17 protein-coding genes and 2 tRNA genes are annotated in these 16,160 nt (G+C 64.9%); 16 read left to right on the forward strand and 3 right to left on the reverse strand.

Annotated elements, in window-relative coordinates:
• Nucleotides 1–240 precede the first annotated feature (240 nt).
• Nucleotides 241–1,491 (forward strand): glycosyltransferase, encoded by a 1,251-nt coding sequence (locus E7T10_RS09075; protein ID WP_137721544.1) that lies wholly within the window; start codon nucleotides 241–243, stop codon nucleotides 1,489–1,491.
• Between the two features lie 85 nt (nucleotides 1,492–1,576).
• Here the strand turns inward: E7T10_RS09075 and E7T10_RS09080 are convergent.
• From E7T10_RS09080 to E7T10_RS09090, 3 genes are all read right to left on the reverse strand, one after another.
• A tRNA-Asp gene (locus E7T10_RS09080) sits at nucleotides 1,577–1,653 on the reverse strand.
• An 80-nt stretch (nucleotides 1,654–1,733) separates the two neighbouring features.
• Nucleotides 1,734–1,810 (reverse strand) — tRNA-Asp (locus E7T10_RS09085).
• Between the two features lie 96 nt (nucleotides 1,811–1,906).
• Nucleotides 1,907–3,538 (reverse strand): AbgT family transporter, encoded by a 1,632-nt coding sequence (locus tag E7T10_RS09090; protein ID WP_137721545.1) that lies wholly within the window; start codon nucleotides 3,536–3,538, stop codon nucleotides 1,907–1,909.
• A gap of 206 nt (nucleotides 3,539–3,744) precedes the next feature.
• Here E7T10_RS09090 and E7T10_RS09095 point away from each other — a divergent pair, with 206 nt between their 5' ends.
• The 15 genes from E7T10_RS09095 to nuoL all read left to right on the forward strand — a co-directional run bounded on the left by E7T10_RS09095 (nucleotide 3,745) and on the right by nuoL (nucleotide 16,157).
• Nucleotides 3,745–4,122 carry an NADH-quinone oxidoreductase subunit A gene (locus E7T10_RS09095; RefSeq protein ID WP_055753485.1) on the forward strand — a complete coding sequence of 126 codons (378 nt, stop codon included), beginning with the start codon at nucleotides 3,745–3,747 and terminating at the stop codon, nucleotides 4,120–4,122.
• Nucleotides 4,092–4,721, forward strand: coding sequence for an NADH-quinone oxidoreductase subunit B family protein (locus tag E7T10_RS09100; protein ID WP_087119131.1), 630 nt, complete (start codon nucleotides 4,092–4,094; stop codon nucleotides 4,719–4,721). Before E7T10_RS09095 ends, E7T10_RS09100 begins: the two co-directional genes overlap by 31 nt.
• Nucleotides 4,718–5,347 carry an NADH-quinone oxidoreductase subunit C gene (locus tag E7T10_RS09105; protein ID WP_017503997.1) on the forward strand — a complete coding sequence of 210 codons (630 nt, stop codon included), beginning with the start codon at nucleotides 4,718–4,720 and terminating at the stop codon, nucleotides 5,345–5,347. The genes E7T10_RS09100 and E7T10_RS09105 overlap by 4 nt, the downstream gene beginning before the upstream one ends.
• Nucleotides 5,348–5,433: 86 nt before the next feature.
• Nucleotides 5,434–6,612 carry an NADH-quinone oxidoreductase subunit D gene (locus E7T10_RS09110; protein ID WP_137722602.1) on the forward strand — a complete coding sequence of 393 codons (1,179 nt, stop codon included), beginning with the start codon at nucleotides 5,434–5,436 and terminating at the stop codon, nucleotides 6,610–6,612.
• A complete protein-coding gene (gene nuoE / locus E7T10_RS09115) occupies nucleotides 6,609–7,286 on the forward strand; it encodes an NADH-quinone oxidoreductase subunit NuoE (protein WP_066627590.1) in 678 nt (225 codons plus the stop codon). The genes E7T10_RS09110 and nuoE overlap by 4 nt, the downstream gene beginning before the upstream one ends.
• Nucleotides 7,286–7,549: a hypothetical protein gene (locus E7T10_RS09120; RefSeq protein ID WP_017503994.1), complete on the forward strand. Its 264-nt coding sequence runs from the start codon at nucleotides 7,286–7,288 to the stop codon at nucleotides 7,547–7,549. The genes nuoE and E7T10_RS09120 overlap by 1 nt, the downstream gene beginning before the upstream one ends.
• Nucleotides 7,550–7,554: 5 nt before the next feature.
• Nucleotides 7,555–8,868 (forward strand): NADH-quinone oxidoreductase subunit NuoF, encoded by a 1,314-nt coding sequence (nuoF, locus tag E7T10_RS09125; protein ID WP_039247403.1) that lies wholly within the window; start codon nucleotides 7,555–7,557, stop codon nucleotides 8,866–8,868.
• A gap of 2 nt (nucleotides 8,869–8,870) precedes the next feature.
• The gene (locus E7T10_RS09130; protein WP_137721546.1) at nucleotides 8,871–9,266 is read left to right on the forward strand and encodes a hypothetical protein; all 396 of its coding nucleotides are present in this window, start codon (nucleotides 8,871–8,873) and stop codon (nucleotides 9,264–9,266) included.
• The gene (gene nuoG / locus E7T10_RS09135) at nucleotides 9,266–11,311 is read left to right on the forward strand and encodes an NADH-quinone oxidoreductase subunit NuoG (RefSeq protein WP_137721547.1); all 2,046 of its coding nucleotides are present in this window, start codon (nucleotides 9,266–9,268) and stop codon (nucleotides 11,309–11,311) included. The genes E7T10_RS09130 and nuoG overlap by 1 nt, the downstream gene beginning before the upstream one ends.
• A gap of 3 nt (nucleotides 11,312–11,314) precedes the next feature.
• Nucleotides 11,315–12,391: an NADH-quinone oxidoreductase subunit NuoH gene (gene nuoH / locus E7T10_RS09140; RefSeq protein WP_137721548.1), complete on the forward strand. Its 1,077-nt coding sequence runs from the start codon at nucleotides 11,315–11,317 to the stop codon at nucleotides 12,389–12,391.
• The gene (locus tag E7T10_RS09145; RefSeq protein WP_137721549.1) at nucleotides 12,391–12,570 is read left to right on the forward strand and encodes a hypothetical protein; all 180 of its coding nucleotides are present in this window, start codon (nucleotides 12,391–12,393) and stop codon (nucleotides 12,568–12,570) included. Before nuoH ends, E7T10_RS09145 begins: the two co-directional genes overlap by 1 nt.
• A complete protein-coding gene (gene nuoI, locus E7T10_RS09150; RefSeq protein WP_137721550.1) occupies nucleotides 12,570–13,061 on the forward strand; it encodes an NADH-quinone oxidoreductase subunit NuoI in 492 nt (163 codons plus the stop codon). The genes E7T10_RS09145 and nuoI overlap by 1 nt, the downstream gene beginning before the upstream one ends.
• 74 nt (nucleotides 13,062–13,135) lie before the next feature.
• Entirely contained in the window at nucleotides 13,136–13,762 is a 627-nt protein-coding gene (locus E7T10_RS09155; RefSeq protein WP_017503986.1) for an NADH-quinone oxidoreductase subunit J, read from the forward strand.
• Nucleotides 13,762–14,067: an NADH-quinone oxidoreductase subunit NuoK gene (gene nuoK, locus E7T10_RS09160; protein WP_039247409.1), complete on the forward strand. Its 306-nt coding sequence runs from the start codon at nucleotides 13,762–13,764 to the stop codon at nucleotides 14,065–14,067. The genes E7T10_RS09155 and nuoK overlap by 1 nt, the downstream gene beginning before the upstream one ends.
• Nucleotides 14,068–14,069: 2 nt before the next feature.
• Entirely contained in the window at nucleotides 14,070–16,157 is a 2,088-nt protein-coding gene (nuoL, locus tag E7T10_RS09165; protein ID WP_137721551.1) for an NADH-quinone oxidoreductase subunit L, read from the forward strand.
• Nucleotides 16,158–16,160 lie beyond the last annotated feature (3 nt).

Genomic DNA, 16,160 nt, shown 5'->3' on the forward strand with positions numbered 1-16,160 from the left:
AAGTTTATCGAATTTGAGGCGAATGCAAGGCCGTGGTGGTTCTGAGGCGATCCTGCAAGGCGACCTGCGTTCGCTCGTCGATGCCTCATAGGCCGAATGCGGAGGAAATCGCGACGGCGCGCACTTGAGCTTTGCCGCGCCCGGGTTTACGGGCGTCGAACGGTCCAAAGGCCGCGTCCCGTGGACGCATCCATCGAACCCCTCCGGCGTTCGACAGCCCAGACCAGGCGAGAACACTCCATGAGCATGACAGACCTCGACGTCCAGGAAAGCGAACTCCGACTGATTCCGGGGCTGGACGTGGAAGTCGCCGATACGCTGCGGGCCTTAAAGGCGGCGGCGATGGACGAGCGGCCTCGCCTGGTGGACACCACAATGCTTTATGCGCCGCGCTCGGGCGGGGTGAAGCGCTATATCCTGTCCAAGAAGGCGTGGATCGAGGCCAATCGGCCGGGGGTCAGCCACTCGCTGATCGTGCCGGGTGCGCGGCACAAGGCGCGCGCCGACGGCATCGTGCAACTTCGGGCCACCAAGCTGCCGTTCGGCGACGGCTATCGCTGGCCCAGTTCGGTGAAGCGCTGGAGCGCCTGGGTGGCGGCCATGAAGCCGTCGATCATCGAGGCCGGAGATCCTTACACGCCGGGGCAGGGGGCTTTGGAGGCCGGGCAGCGGGTCGGATGCCCGGTCGTCGGTTTCTGCCACTCCGATCCGGCTGGGCTGGCGGCGCTGCATTTCGGCGAGTGGGCCAAGAAGCCGGTGGAGAAGCGCTGGGCGAAGCTGTTTTCACAGTTCGACCGGGTTGTGTCGCCCAGTCGCTTTATCGCGCGGCGCCTGGAAGAGGCCGGTGTCAGCAACATCGTCATTCGACCTCTGGGCGTGGAGATCGACACCTTCCGACCGGACCGTCGTGACCGGCAGTGGCTGCTGAAACAGCTGGGTCTGGGCGATGACGCGCGGCTGCTGTGTTTCGCCGGTCGTCCGGCCAAAGAGAAGAACGTCGACGTGCTGATCGAGGCGGTCCAGAAGCTGGGCGCCCCCTATCACCTCGTTCTGGTCGGTGCAGGCGCGGGGATGCCGGAAGAGGATCGCGTCATCTCCATGCCTTATGAAAGCGATCCCAAGGCGGTCGCAAAGATCATCGCCAGCTGCGACGCCTTCGTTCACGCCAATGATAAAGAGCCGTTCGGGCTGATCGTTTTGGAGGCCATGGCCTGCGGTCGCCCCGTGGTCGGGGTCAATGCGGGCGGCGTCGCCGAGACGGTCGACGAGAGCGTGGGGCAACTGGCCGCCAGCGCGGACGCCGCCGATTACGCCCAGGCGGTCGAGGCCCTTTTCGCGCGCGATATCGAAGCGATCGGCCGGGCGGCGCGCGAAAAGGCGGTCAGCCAGTTCGCCTGGAATCGCGTCTTCGAGGATCTTTGCATGGTCTATGGCGAGCTGACGGGCGAAGCGGCGTTCGTAAACCCGGATATGGCGCTGCCGCTGCACTGAAGCGGCCAGGGCTGTGACCCGTTCGAATGGCGCGTTTCCAAAAACGGGAGCGCGCCACTTCTTTTATCGATGTCTTAAAAAGAAGTGGCGCGAGTGACGGGGCTCGAACCCGCGACCTCCGGCGTGACAGGCCGGCACTCTAACCAACTGAGCTACACCCGCGTATCAGGTCGAAACTTTTGAGCTGTTTCGAAAGCTTTTTGGGAAGGCGGTGTGCGCCACTCTTCTATTTCTAGAAAGAGTGGCGCGAGTGACGGGGCTCGAACCCGCGACCTCCGGCGTGACAGGCCGGCACTCTAACCAACTGAGCTACACCCGCGTTTCCCGGCCGAAGCGGCTGTGCGCCCCGGCGAGGGGCGTCGTTTAGGCGGGCTGACACATCGCGTCAAGCGACCTTTTCGGAGAAACGCGCCCCTCAACGCGACGGGGCTGTGGACGGTGTGACGATCGCCGCCTGGGGCGGGCTGTGCGGGCCCGCTACGCCGCCGTCTGCAGGCTCATGGGCCGCCACGGCGGGAGGCGGCGGCTCATAGTGGACGCCGACGCCCGGCCCCAACGGCAGGTCAAAGGCGACCCAGGCCGCCACCATGGCCAGACCGGCAACCAGGAAGGCCCCGGCGTAGGGCAGCATGGTCGCCATCAAAGAACCGAGGCCGAATCGCGGATCCCAGCGCTGGGCGAAGGTCAGGATCAGCGGGAAGTAGCTCATCAACGGCGTGGCGATGTTGGTGACGGAATCCCCCATGCGATAGGCGGCGGTCGTCATCTCGGGCGAAATGCCCAGCAGCATGAACATCGGCACCACGATCGGCGCCAGGGCTGACCACTTGGCCGAGGCCGAGCCGATGAACAGATCGAAGAAGCACGAGACGAAGACCACGCAGATCAACAGCAGAGGTGCGGGCAGGGCCAGGGTCTTCAGACCCGCCGCTGCATTGACCGCCAGGATCGGCCCCAGCCCCGACCAGTTGAAGATGGCCACGAAGTGGGCGGCGAAGAAGGCCAGCACGATATAGGGCGCCAACTGGGCGATGCCGTCACGCATCATCGTGACCATGTCGCGATGCGACTGGATTGTGCCGGCTCCGGCCCCATAGGCACCGCCGGTGACGAAGAAGGTGATGGCGAAGAAGGCGACCAGGGACTTGTAAAGGGGATTGAACTTCTGCTCCGGGTCCACCTCGGGATCGACGAACGGCGAGCCCGGTATGAAGGTCAGCAGGGCCCAGAGCGCGATCATGCCCAGAAGCGCCAGGCCGGCGAACTTCAGGCCGCGCTTTTCGGCGGCGGTCAGGGGATGTTTTTCCGAAGCGTTCGGGGCGGCGACGCCCTCTGACGGCTTCCAGGCCCCGAGGCGCGGCTCGATCACCCGGTCGGTCAGAAACCAGACGATTGGGGTGAAGACGAAGACGACGCCGACAATGAAGAACCAGTTGCCGGCGATGTTGACCGAATAGGACGGATCGATCAGACGGGCGGCCGGCTCGGTGATGCCCAGGATCAAGGCGTCGCTGGCGCCAGGGAACAGGTTGCCGGCGTATCCGCCCGACACGGCGGCGAAGCCTGCGGCCAGACCTGCCAGTGGATGGCGGCCTGCTGCGGCGAAGATGACGGCCGCCAGCGGGATGACCACGACATAGGAGGCGTCCGACGCGTGATGGGACACCATGCCGGTGATCACGACGACGGGCGTCAGTATGGAACGGGGTGCGTTCAGCAGGGCGCCGCGAATGGCGGTCGCGAACATCCCGGTGCGTTCGGCGACCGAAGCGCCATAGATGATGGTGATGACGATGCCGAGGGGCGGAAAGTCCGCCAGGGTGCGCGGCATGCCGATGATCAACTGTTCCAGATTCTCGGCCGACAGCAGGCTCTTGGCGACCAGTTGATCGCCGGTGACCGGATTGACGGCGGACCAGCCCAGGCCGGCGCCGACCATGCTGAGGACGATCAGACCGCCGATCAGCCACAGGAACAGGAAGACAGGATCGGGAAGTCGATTACCGACCCGCTCGACAGCGTTCAGGGCGCGGCTGGCTAGGCTCATTCGGATGACTTTCGGTTACGCGATCGGCCCGCCAATAGGCCTTTGCAGCCCTGCGACGCGCAAGCGTCGGCCCTGCGACATATGGCGCGCCAAGTTGCGAGCCGTTCTCAATGAAAAATCCAATGGCCGCAGGGGTTTGAACGGCGGCGGTCTTGGGTCTAAGAAGCGCCGAATCCCGCCTCTCCCCGGCGGACGAGGTTCTTCGAATGAACGCATTCCTTCTCGAATATCTTCCGGTCCTGGTCTTCGCCGGCGTAGCCGCCTTCATCGGCGTTCTTTTCATCGTGCTGCCGCTGCTGCTGGCGCCGAAGAGCCCCGATAGCGAAAAGCTGTCGGCGTATGAGTGCGGCTTCAACGCCTTCGACGATGCCCGGATGAAGTTCGATATCCGCTTCTATCTGGTGTCGATCCTGTTCATCATCTTCGACCTGGAAGTCGCCTTCCTGTTCCCGTGGGCGGTGTCGATGTTCGATCTGTCGCATGCCGGCATGGTCTTCGCCTTCTGGTCGATGATGGTCTTCCTGGGCGTGCTGACCATCGGCTTCATCTACGAATGGAAGAAGGGAGCCCTGGAATGGGAGTAGTCGCCGCTTCCAAGCCCGCAGGCCTGGTGTCCGCATCGGGCGCGCCGCTGGTTCCAGCCGGCGCCGGTGCGCGTTCGACTGTCGAGGGTTATGACCCCAAGGTCCACGACAAGTTCTTCGAGGCCGTGAACATGGAGCTCGGCGAGCGCGGCTATCTGGTCGCCGCCGCCGACGACGTCATCAACTGGGCCCGCACGGGCTCGCTGATGTGGATGACCTTCGGCCTAGCCTGCTGCGCCGTCGAGATGATCCAGATGTCGATGCCGCGCTTCGATGTCGAGCGCTTCGGCATGGCGCCGCGCGCCAGCCCGCGTCAGTCGGACCTGATGATCGTCGCCGGCACCCTGACCAACAAAATGGCCCCGGCCATCCGCAAGGTTTACGACCAGATGCCCGATCCGCGCTATGTCGTGTCGATGGGCAGTTGCGCCAACGGCGGCGGCTACTACCACTATAGTTACAGCGTCGTGCGCGGTTGCGACCGCGTGGTGCCGGTCGACGTCTATGTGCCCGGCTGCCCGCCGACGGCCGAGGCGCTGCTGTACGGCCTGCTGCAACTGCAGAAGAAGATCCGTCGCACGGGGACCATCGACCGATGACCTCTCTGGCTGTTCAAGCGCAACACGAAGCCGCCCTGACGCCGCTGGGCGCGGAGATGGTCGGGGCGTTGGGCGTCGAGGCCCAGGTGGCGTTCGGCGAACTGACGCTGGTCGCGCCGCGCGAGCGGATCGTCGAGGTGCTGACGACGTTGCGCGATCAATTCGGCTTCCAGCAGCTGCTCGACCTGTGCGGCGTGGACTATCCGGATCGCAAGGAGCGGTTCGAAGTCGTCTATCACCTGCTGTCGATGACGCGGAACGCGCGCCTGCGGGTCAAGGTCTCGACCGACGAGACCCAGCCGGTGCCGTCGGTCATCTCGGCCTATCCGGCCGCCAACTGGTTCGAGCGTGAAGCCTACGACATGTACGGCATGCTGTTCTCGGGTCACCCGGACATGCGTCGCCTGCTGACGGACTACGGCTTTGAAGGCCATCCGCTGCGCAAGGACTTCCCGATGACGGGCTATGTCGAGGTCCGCTACGACGAGGAACAGCGCCGCGTGGTCTATGAGCCGGTCAAGCTGACCCAAGAATTCCGCACCTTCGATTTCTTGTCGCCCTGGGAGGGCGCCGAATACCCCGCGCCGGTCCTGCCCGGCGACGAGAAGGCGGGAGGCCAGGCGTAATGGCTGACGGAAACCCCACTCTGCCGCCGCTGGGCGTCGATGTGTTCGAGGACGACCTCGACACCCGCACCGTCCACGCGCGCGAGATGGAAGACCGCAAGTTCACCATCAACTTCGGTCCGCAACACCCGGCCGCCCACGGCGTGCTGCGCCTGGTGCTGGAGCTGGACGGCGAGATCGTCGAGCGTGTCGATCCGCACATCGGCCTGCTGCACCGGGGTACCGAAAAGCTGATGGAGGCCCGCACATACCTTCAGAACGTGCCGTATCTGGATCGGTTGGACTACGTCTCGCCGATGAACCAGGAGCACGCCTTCTGCCTGGCGATCGAGAAGCTGCTGGGCATCGAGGTTCCGTACCGGGCGCAGCTGATCCGCGTCCTGTACTCGGAAATCGGCCGCATCCTGTCGCACATGCTGAACGTGACGACCCAGGCCATGGACGTCGGCGCCCTGACGCCGCCGCTCTGGGGCTTCGAGGAACGCGAAAAGCTGATGGTGTTCTACGAGCGCGCCTGCGGCGCCCGTCTGCACGCCAACTATTTCCGTCCCGGCGGCGTCCACCAGGACCTGCCGATGGACCTGATCGACGACATCGGCCGCTGGTGCCACGAGTTCCCGCCGGCGCTGAAGGACATCGAAAGCCTGGTCACCGAGAACCGCATCTTCAAACAGCGCAACGTCGACATCGGCGTGGTGTCCAAGCAGCAGGCCCTGGAATGGGGCTTCACCGGCGTGATGCTGCGCGGCTCGAACATCGCCTGGGATCTGCGCAAGTCGCAGCCCTATGAGTGCTATGCCGAGCTCGACTTCGATGTGGTGGTCGGCAAGAACGGCGACTGCTGGGATCGCTATCTGGTGCGCATCGAGGAGATGAAGCAGTCTGTGCGGATCATGGAGCAGTGCATCCACAAGCTGCGCAACTGCCCCGGCGAGCCGGTGATGGTCGAGGACAACAAGATCGTTCCGCCGCGCCGGGGCGAGATGAAGCGCTCGATGGAGTCGCTGATCCACCACTTCAAGCTCTACACCGAAGGCTTCAAGACGCCCGAGGGCGAGGTCTACGCCTCGGTCGAGGCGCCCAAGGGCGAGTTCGGCATCTATCTGGTGTCGGACGGCACCAACAAACCCTATCGCGTGAAGATCTCGGCGCCGGGCTATCGCTCGCTGCAGGCGATGGACTGGATGAACCGCGGCCACCAGCTGGCCGACGTGTCCGCCATCCTGGGCTCGCTCGACATCGTTTTCGGAGAAGTGGACCGATGAGCGTTCGTCGTCTCGCCAAGGAACAGCCGGCCTCGTTCGCCTTCTCGGCCGATACGACGGCCAAGGCCGAATGGTGGATCAAGAAGTATCCGGAAGGCCGTCGTCAGTCGGCGGTGATCCCGATCCTGTGGCTGGTGCAGAAGCAGGAAGGCTGGGTGTCCGAACCCGCCATCCGCGCGATCGCCGAACTGCTGGACATGGCTTATATCCGGGTGCTGGAGGTCGCGACCTTCTACACCATGTTCATGCTGGAGCCGGTCGGCAAGACGGCGCTGATCCAGGTGTGCGGCACCACGCCGTGCATGCTGCGCGGCGCCAATGAGCTGATGCGTGTTTGCAAGGAGAAGATCGGTCCCAAGGATCATCTCTCCGCCGACGGCCGCTTCACCTGGCAGGAAGTCGAGTGCCTGGGCGCCTGCTCCAACGCCCCGATGGCCCAGATCAACGACTACTATTTCGAGGATCTGACGCCCGAGACGATCGGCCGGATCATCGACGATTTCGCCGCCGGAAAGACGCCCGAGCCGGGCTCCTACATCGGTCGCACCAATGCGGCGCCGGAGGGCGGGGCCAAGACCCTGCTTGATGCGACGCTGTATGACGGATCGGCCGCCAAACCGATCAAGAAGCTGCCGAACAGCGACCCCGCGCCGGTCGAGAAGGCGCCGGCCTGATGTCGCCGCCGGATCTGAACACCGAGGAGGGCCGCGCAGCCTACCGCAAGGAACTGCGCAACGTCGGGCGTCCGCTGCGCGCGGGCGGCCTGGCCATGGTCGTCGGCGCGGCCGTTCTGATCCTGATCTCGCGTCAGGGCGCAGTCGGACCGTGGGCGGTCAATCTCTCCTACTTCATGCTGGCGGCGGGCTGGGTGATGGTCATCGCGGCCATCTGGATGCGCACGCGCCACCACAAGCGCCGTCTGGCGGAAGGACTCTGAGGGCCATGGTCGGCATTCTCGAAGACAAGGATCGCATCTTCACCAACCTGTACGGCTTCCACGACTGGACGCTGGACGGGGCGAAGAACCGCGGCGCCTGGAACGCCACCAAGGACATGCTGGACCTTGGCCGCGACTGGATCATCAACAACGTCAAGGCCTCGGGTCTGCGCGGCCGGGGCGGCGCGGGCTTCTCGACCGGCCTGAAATGGTCGTTCATGCCCAAGGAAGTGAAGGACCGTCCTCACTACCTGGTCATCAACGCCGACGAATCCGAGCCCGCGACCTGCAAGGACCGCGAGATCATGCGCCATGATCCGCACCTGCTGATCGAAGGCGCGCTGATCGCCAGCTTCGCGATGCAGGCCCATGCCTGCTACATCTATCTGCGCGGCGAATACGTGCTGGAGCGCGAGCGGATGGAAGCCGCCGTCAAGCAGGCCTATGAGGCCAAGCTGATCGGCGACGGCAACGTCCACGGCTGGGACTTCCACGTCTATATCCACCACGGCGCCGGCGCCTACATCTGCGGCGAAGAGACTGCGCTGCTGGAATCGCTGGAGGGCAAAAAGGGTCAGCCCCGTCTTAAGCCGCCGTTCCCGGCCGGCGCGGGCCTGTACGGCTGCCCGACCACGGTGAACAACGTCGAGTCGATCGCCGTCGTCGGCACGATCCTGCGTCGCGGCGCCGACTGGTTCGCCAGCTTCGGCCGTCCGAACAACACCGGCACCAAGCTGATGTCGCTGTCCGGCCATGTGAATACGCCCTGCGTGGTCGAAGAGGCCATGTCGATCCCGCTGCGTCAGCTGATCGAGGATCACGGCGGCGGCGTGCGCGGCGGCTGGAGCAATCTGAAAGCCATCATCCCTGGCGGCGCGTCCTGCCCGGTCATCACGCGCGAGCAGGCCGAGACGGTCCTGATGGACTTCGATTCCATGCGCGAGGTTCGCTCGTCGCTGGGCACCGCCGGCGTGACCGTCATGGACGAATCCACCGACATCGTGAAGGCGATCGCCCGCATCAGCTACTTCTTCAAGCACGAGAGCTGCGGCCAGTGCACGCCGTGCCGCGAAGGCACCGGCTGGATGTGGCGCGTGCTGGAGCGGATGGCCGTGGGCGAGGCCGATCCGTCGGAAATTGATCTGCTGCTGGACGTGGCCGGCCAGGTCGAGGGGCACACCATCTGCGCGCTGGGCGACGCCGCCGCCTGGCCGGTTCAAGGTCTGATCCGTCACTTCCGTCACGAGATTGAAGAGCGGATCGCCAACTATCGCAGCCGCCGCGCGAACTTCGCCGGCCACGCGATCGCGGCGGAGTAGAGATGCGCCTCGCCGTCGCCCTGTTGCTGACGCTTCCGATCCTCGCGGCTTGCGACGAGGGGGGAAGGGTTGCGCCCGAAGCCCCGCCAGCGCCCGAGGCGGCGTCGGCCGAGGCTGCGCCGGTCGCGGCTCAAGCGGCGTCGGCGGCTCCGGCGAACCTCGAAGCGGCCTGCCGCGACGTGGTGAACCGCATGTATGGCCAGGAAGGCGACGCGGTCGCCTTCACCGCCACCGGCGAACGCACGGCCCAGGTGTCGTGGCGCGCGCCGGTCGATGGCGGCAGGCTGGAATTCGAATGCCGGGCGCAAGCCGACGGCGCGGGCCTGTTCCGCGACGGTCAGCCGATGTCCGTGGATGTACAAATGGCGGCTCCCGCCGCCAAGCAAGAGGCCCGCTGATGCCTATCGCCAAGGTCAACGGCGTCGAAACCGAGTTCGAGCCCGGCATGACCGTGCTCCAGGTCGCCGAACGCGCCGGACAAGAGATTCCGCGCTTCTGCTATCACGAGCGCCTGTCCATCGCGGGCAACTGCCGCATGTGCCTGGTCGAGGTGAAGCCTGGACCGCCGAAGCCGCAGGCTTCGTGCGCGCTTCCGGCCGCCGACGGCCAGGAAATCTTCACCGACACGCCGATGGTCAAGAAGGCCCGCGAAGGGGTGATGGAGTTCCTGCTCATCAACCACCCGCTGGATTGCCCGATCTGCGACCAGGGCGGCGAGTGCGACCTGCAGGACCAGTCGGTCGGCTATGGCCGCGACGGCTCGCGCTATTCGGAGAACAAGCGCGCGGTCGAAGAAAAGGCGATGGGGCCGACCATCAAGACCTTCATGACGCGCTGCATCCAATGCACGCGCTGCGTCCGCTTCATCACCGAAGTCGCCGGCGTGCCGGACATCGGCATGATCTCGCGCGGCGAGGACGCTGAGATCACGACCTATCTGGAGAAGTCGGTCGCCTCGGAACTGTCGGGCAACGTCAATGACCTGTGCCCGGTCGGTGCCCTGACGCACCGCCCGTGGCAGTACCACTATCGTCCGTGGGAACTGAAGAAGACCGAGACCATCGACGTCATGGACGCCCTGGGCTCGAACATCCGCGCCGACTACCGCGGGTCCGAGGTCATGCGCGTGCTGCCGCGCGTCAATGAGGGCATCAACGAGGAGTGGCTGTCGGACAAGAGCCGCTATGTCGTCGATGGCCTGACCGCGCGTCGCCTGGACCGTCCGTGGATCCGTGAGAACGGCAAGCTGCGCGCCGCCTCGTGGAACGAGGCGCTGGACGCCGTCGCCGCCAAGCTGAAGGCCGCGCCGGCCGACCGTATCGGCGTGATCGCGGGCGATCTGCAGGACGCCGAGTCGATGAAGGCGACGCTGGATCTGTTCCGCGCGCTTGGCTCCAACAACACCGACTGCCGCCAGGACGGCGCCGCCGTGGGTTATGGCCCTCGTGAGGGATGGCTGTTCAACTCCGGCCTGGAAGGCATTGAAAAGGCTGACGCCGTTCTGATCGTCGGCGCCAATCCGCGCACCGAGGCGCCGCTGCTGAACGCCCGCCTGCGCAAGGCCTGGCTGAAGGGCGACATGGAGATCGGTCTGATCGGCGAACAGGCCGACCTGACGTTCGACTACGCCTATCTGGGCGCAGGCACGCAGACCCTGGCCAAGCTGCCGAAGTCGGCGCTGGACTTCCTGACCAAGGCCGAGCGTCCGGCGATCATCGTCGGCTCCGGCGCGCTGAGCGGGAAGGGCGGCCCGGCCGTCCTGAACGCGCTCGGCGCCCTGGCCAAGAAGGTCGGCGTCGTCGCTGACGGTTGGAACGGCTTCAACGTGCTGCACCACGCCGCGTCGCGCGTCGCCGGTCTGGACATGGGCTTCGTGCCGGCTGAGGGCGGCCTGACCGTCGCCGAAATGCTAAAGCCGGATGCGCTTGACGTGCTGTTCCTGCTGGGCGCCGACGAGGTCGATCCGACCGGTTCGAACGCCTTCCGCGTCTATCTGGGCAGCCACGGCGACCGTGGCGCGCATGGCGCCGACGTCATCCTGCCGGGCGCGGCCTACACCGAGAAGGCCGGCCTGTACGTCAACACCGAGGGCCGGGTGCAGATGGCCGAACGCGTCGTCTTCCCCAAGGGCGAGGCCAAGGAAGACTGGGCCATCATCCGCGCCCTGTCGGCGCGCGTCGACAAGACCCTGCCTTACGACACGCTGGAGCAACTGCGCGCCAAGCTGATGGGCGATCACCCGACCTTCGGCCGGATCGACTATCTGCCCGCGCCGGCGGCGTTCGACGTGGCGGCCTTGGGCGCCAAGGGCGATCTGGGCGACCGCGCCTTCGTCTCGGCCGTGACCGACCCGTATCTTTCCAATCCGATAGCGCGCGCCAGCGCGACGATGGCCGAGCTGTCCGTTCTGCGGACCCAGCCGGTCGCAATGGCGGCGGAGTAAGCCATGGACCCCGTTTCCTTCTGGGCCACGCCTCTGGGCTGGACGCTGATCACGGTCGGCCAGGTCCTGCTGATCACGGTCGGCGTGTTGATCGCCGTCGCCTTCCTGCTGCTGGCCGACCGCAAGGTCTGGGCGGGCGTCCAGATGCGCAAGGGCCCGAACGTCGTCGGTCCCTTCGGCCTGCTTCAATCCTTCGCGGACATGATCAAGTTCGTGCTGAAGGAGGTCGTGATCCCGGCTGGCGCCGACAAGGCGGTCTTCATCATCGCCCCGATCATCACTGTGATCCTGGCCTTCATGGCCTGGGCGGTCATTCCGTTCGCGCCCGGCTGGGTGGTGTCGGACCTGAACGTCGGCATCCTATATATCTTCGCCGTGTCGTCGCTAGGCGTTTACGGCATCATCATGGGCGGCTGGGCTTCGAACTCGAAGTATCCGTTCCTGGGTTCGCTGCGTTCGGCGGCGCAGATGGTGTCCTATGAAGTCTCGCTGGGCCTGATCATCATCAATGTGATCCTGCTGGCCGGGACCATGAACCTGTCGGAAATCGTGGCCAGCCAGAGCGGTTACGCCTGGAACTGGTATGCCTTCGGCGGCGGCAAAGACACATGGCCGCTGGTCGTGATCCTGTTCCCGATGTCGATCATCTTCTTCATCTCGGCCTTGGCCGAGACCAACCGTCCGCCGTTCGACCTGCCTGAGGCCGAGTCCGAACTGGTCGCGGGTTATCAGGTCGAATACAGCTCGACGCCGTATCTGCTGTTCATGATGGGCGAGTACGTCAACATCGTCTTCATGTCGGCGATGATCAGCCTGCTGTTCTTCGGCGGCTGGAACCCCGGCGTAGTTCCGCAGTCATTCCTAGACAGTCTGCCGGCCTGGATCGCCTATACGATCTATCTGCTGACCTTCATGATCAAGACGGTCTTCTGGTTTATCATGATCTCGATGGTGAAGGCCTTCGTGCCGCGCTATCGCTATGACCAACTGATGCGTCTGGGCTGGAAGATCTTCCTACCGACGTCGCTGGTCGCGGTCGTGATCGTATCGGCCTGGCGCGTCTTCGTGGTGGGGTCGTGATGCGCGGCCTCATCATCGGCCTGGGTCTTCTGACGATGACCGCCGCCTGCGCGCCCGACGCGTCGCGCATGCCCGAGTCGAGCTATCAATGGCAGCAACGCCAGGACCGCATCGAACAGGACTGGCGCGCCAGCCAGACCGCCCCCAAGACGACGCCCGCCCCCAAGGATAAGCCCTGATGTTCACCCGTATCGTCCAGGCGACCAAGGGCGCGATGATGCTGGACGTCATCGGCGCCATCGGTTTGTCGCTGAAATATATGGCCCGTCCCAAGATGACGGTGAACTATCCCTTCGAGCGCAATCCGCAGTCGCCGCGCTTCCGGGGCGAGCACGCTCTGCGTCGCTATGCGAATGGCGAGGAACGCTGCATCGCCTGCAAGCTGTGCGAGGCCATCTGTCCCGCCCAGGCCATCACCATCGAGGCCGAGCCACGCGCCGACGGCAGCCGCCGCACGACCCGCTACGACATCGACATGGTCAAATGCATCTACTGCGGCCTTTGCCAGGAGGCCTGCCCGGTGGACGCCATCGTGGAAGGGCCGAACTCGGAGTTCGCCGTCGAGACGCGCGAAGAGCTGCTCTACGACAAGCAACGCCTGCTCGATAACGGCGACCGCTGGGAACGGCAGATCGTCAAGAATCTGGAACTCGACGCGCCTTACCGCTAAGGCGCATCTCGCTAAACGGGTCGGCGATTCCTGCAACGGGGTCGCGGCCGATACGAAAGGGGCTTCGTCCCGACATGCTGCAAGGCATAGCCTTCTATCTGCTGGCGGCGGTCGCCACGGTTTCCGGCCTTCTGGTCGTGACCGCGCGCAACCCGGTGCACAGCGTGCTGTGGTTGATCCTGGCCTTCTTCTCGTCGGCGGGTCTGTTCGTCCTGCTGGGCGCCGAGTTCCTGGCGATGCTGCTGGTCGTCGTCTATGTGGGCGCGGTCGCGGTGCTGTTCCTGTTCGTCGTCATGATGCTGGACGTGGACTTCCTGAAGCTGCGCGAAGGGTACGCGCGCTATCTGCCGCTGGGCGCCATCATCGCCGCCGTGCTTCTGGTCGAGATGATCATCGTCTCGGTCGCCGTGGTTCAGGGCGGGGCCGCTGCGGGCCTGCCGGCGCCGGGCGCGCCGGACGCCAGCGTGACGAATGTCGAGGCCATCGGCCGCGTGCTCTACACGGACTATGTCTACTTCTTCCAGGCGGCCGGGATCGTGCTGCTGATCGCGATGATCGGCGCCATCACCCTGACGCTGCGCCACAAGCCGCACATCAAACGCCAGAACCCCGGCGACCAGGTGAACCGCGATCGTCGCAAGTCGGTCGAGATCAAGTCCGCCGCCACGGGCGAAGGCGTCAGCGCCGAGGAGCTTCTCTGATGATCGGTCTGACCCACTATCTGACGGTCGCCGCGATCCTGTTCACCATCGGGGTGTTCGGCATCTTCGTGAACCGCAAGAACGTCATCATCATCCTGATGTCGATCGAGCTGATCCTGCTGGCGGTGAACATCAACTTCGTCGCCTTCTCGGCCTATCTGAACGAGATCAGCGGGCAGATCATGGCGATGTTCGTCCTGACCGTCGCCGCAGCCGAGGCCGCCGTCGGCCTGGCGATCCTGGTGACCTTCTTCCGTAACCGCGGCGACATCGCCGTGGACGACGCCTCCGTGATGAAGGGCTGAGCGTGACCTTCCATACCCTCGTCATTCTCGGGATCTTCGCCCCGCTGCTGGGCGCGGCCATCGCCGGCTTCTTCGGACGCCGGATTGGCAACATCCCGTCGCAGGCCGTCACGACCGGCCTGCTGTTCTTCTCGTGCGCCGTGGCCTGGACGGTGTTCGGCCAGTGGACCTGGGGCCATCTTGAGCCCTTCACCATCCGCCTGGCGCCCTTCATCAATGTCGGCGACTTCCAGTCGGCCTGGTCGATCCGCATCGACGCCCTGTCGGCGACCATGCTGATCGTGGTCACCAGCGTCTCCTCGCTGGTTCACCTTTATTCCTGGGGCTACATGGCCGAGGACGACAGCCGGCCGCGCTTCTTCGCCTATCTGTCGCTGTTCACCTTCATGATGCTGGCGCTGGTGACGGCGGCCGACTTCATGCAGATCTTCTTCGGCTGGGAAGGCGTTGGCCTGGCGTCCTATCTGCTGATCGGATTCTGGTTCAAGAAGCCGACGGCCAGCGCCGCCGCGATCAAGGCCTTCGTCGTCAACCGCGTCGGCGACTTCGGTTTCGTGCTGGGGATCATGACGATCTTCTGGATGTACGGCACCATCAACTTCGCCGAATTGTTCCCGCTGATCGCCACCAAGGCCGGCACGACGTGGGAGTTCCTGGGCGTCCAGTGGTCCGCGCTGGATCTGGCCGGCTTCCTGCTGTTCATCGGCGCCATGGGCAAGTCGGCCCAGTTCTTCCTGCACACCTGGTTGCCGGACGCGATGGAAGGCCCGACCCCGGTGTCGGCGCTGATCCACGCCGCGACCATGGTCACCGCCGGTGTCTACATGGTCTGTCTGCTGAGCCCGATCTATGAATATGCGCCGGGCGCGTCGCAGATCATCGCCATCATCGGCGCGATCACGGCCCTGTTCGCCGCCACGGTCGGCCTGACCCAGAACGACATCAAACGGGTCATCGCCTATTCGACCTGTTCGCAGCTGGGCTATATGTTCTTCGCGGCGGGCGTCGGCGCCTATCAGGCGGCCATGTTCCACCTGTTCACGCACGCCTTCTTCAAGGCCCTGCTGTTCCTGGGCGCCGGCTCGGTGATCCACGGCATGCACCACGAGCAGGACATGCGGAAGATGGGCGGCCTGTGGAAGCTGCTGCCGGTCACCTATGCGGTGATGACCATCGGCACCATCGCCATCACCGGCCTGGGCATCCCCGGCGTCGGCGGCTTCGCCGGCTTCTACTCCAAGGATTCGATCATCGAGAGCGCCTATGCCTCGGCGGCCTCGGGTCACTCGGCCATCGGTCTGTTCGCCTTCTTCGTCGGCATCATCGCCGCCGGTCTGACGGCCTACTATTCGTGGCGCCTGGTCTTCATGACCTTCCACAACAAGCCGGTGTGGAAGGAAGAGGGCGACGCCCATCATGCTGACGACCATGCGTCTCACGCCCAGCTGGAAACGCACTCCGAGCCGGTCGGCGATCATCACGACGATCATGCGCATGATGACCATGGTCATCATGGCCCGCTGAAGCCGCACGAGAGCCCGGTAGTCATGCTGATCCCGCTGATCCTGCTGTCGGTCGGCGCCGTTGCGGCCGGCTTCGTCTTCGCGCCGCACTTCATCGGCCACCACGAGGGCGAGTTCTGGCGCGGCGCGATCTTCACCGGCGCGAACAACCACGTCCTGCACGAAAGCCACGACGTTCCGACCTGGGTGAAATGGTCGCCGCTGATCCTGACGCTGATCGGCACCGCCTTCGCCTATTGGATCTACGTCGCTCGCGAGGGCATGGGTCGTCGCATGGCCGAGCGGAACGGCGTCATCTACCGCTTCCTCTACAACAAGTGGTATTTCGACGAGCTGTACGACTTCGTCTTCGTGCGCGGCTTCCGCGCCATCGGGAACTTCTTCTGGAAGATCTGCGACGTGAAGATCATTGACGGTCTGGGTCCGAACGGCGCCGCCTGGGTGTCGCTGAAATCCGCCGCTCGACTGGGCAAGATCCAGTCCGGCTATGTCTATCACTACGCCTTCGTGATGCTGCTCGGGGTGGCCGGTCTGCTCACCTTCGCCATCCTCGCGTGGGGAGCCTGATCT

This window comes from Brevundimonas sp. SGAir0440, from assembly GCF_005484585.1.
Classification (GTDB): domain Bacteria; phylum Pseudomonadota; class Alphaproteobacteria; order Caulobacterales; family Caulobacteraceae; genus Brevundimonas.

What these genes read in the sequence shown, in the direction of transcription:
- E7T10_RS09075 (WP_137721544.1), top strand. Translation starts at nt 241, where the DNA reads ATGAGCATGACAGACCTCGACGTCCAGGAAAGCGAACTCCGACTGATT.
- E7T10_RS09090 (WP_137721545.1), bottom strand. Translation starts at nt 3,538, where the DNA reads ATGAGCCTAGCCAGCCGCGCCCTGAACGCTGTCGAGCGGGTCGGTAAT.
- E7T10_RS09095 (WP_055753485.1), top strand. Translation starts at nt 3,745, where the DNA reads ATGAACGCATTCCTTCTCGAATATCTTCCGGTCCTGGTCTTCGCCGGC.
- E7T10_RS09100 (WP_087119131.1), top strand. Translation starts at nt 4,092, where the DNA reads ATGGAAGAAGGGAGCCCTGGAATGGGAGTAGTCGCCGCTTCCAAGCCC.
- E7T10_RS09105 (WP_017503997.1), top strand. Translation starts at nt 4,718, where the DNA reads ATGACCTCTCTGGCTGTTCAAGCGCAACACGAAGCCGCCCTGACGCCG.
- E7T10_RS09110 (WP_137722602.1), top strand. Translation starts at nt 5,434, where the DNA reads ATGGAAGACCGCAAGTTCACCATCAACTTCGGTCCGCAACACCCGGCC.
- nuoE (WP_066627590.1), top strand. Translation starts at nt 6,609, where the DNA reads ATGAGCGTTCGTCGTCTCGCCAAGGAACAGCCGGCCTCGTTCGCCTTC.
- E7T10_RS09120 (WP_017503994.1), top strand. Translation starts at nt 7,286, where the DNA reads ATGTCGCCGCCGGATCTGAACACCGAGGAGGGCCGCGCAGCCTACCGC.
- nuoF (WP_039247403.1), top strand. Translation starts at nt 7,555, where the DNA reads ATGGTCGGCATTCTCGAAGACAAGGATCGCATCTTCACCAACCTGTAC.
- E7T10_RS09130 (WP_137721546.1), top strand. Translation starts at nt 8,871, where the DNA reads ATGCGCCTCGCCGTCGCCCTGTTGCTGACGCTTCCGATCCTCGCGGCT.
- nuoG (WP_137721547.1), top strand. Translation starts at nt 9,266, where the DNA reads ATGCCTATCGCCAAGGTCAACGGCGTCGAAACCGAGTTCGAGCCCGGC.
- nuoH (WP_137721548.1), top strand. Translation starts at nt 11,315, where the DNA reads ATGGACCCCGTTTCCTTCTGGGCCACGCCTCTGGGCTGGACGCTGATC.
- E7T10_RS09145 (WP_137721549.1), top strand. Translation starts at nt 12,391, where the DNA reads ATGCGCGGCCTCATCATCGGCCTGGGTCTTCTGACGATGACCGCCGCC.
- nuoI (WP_137721550.1), top strand. Translation starts at nt 12,570, where the DNA reads ATGTTCACCCGTATCGTCCAGGCGACCAAGGGCGCGATGATGCTGGAC.
- E7T10_RS09155 (WP_017503986.1), top strand. Translation starts at nt 13,136, where the DNA reads ATGCTGCAAGGCATAGCCTTCTATCTGCTGGCGGCGGTCGCCACGGTT.
- nuoK (WP_039247409.1), top strand. Translation starts at nt 13,762, where the DNA reads ATGATCGGTCTGACCCACTATCTGACGGTCGCCGCGATCCTGTTCACC.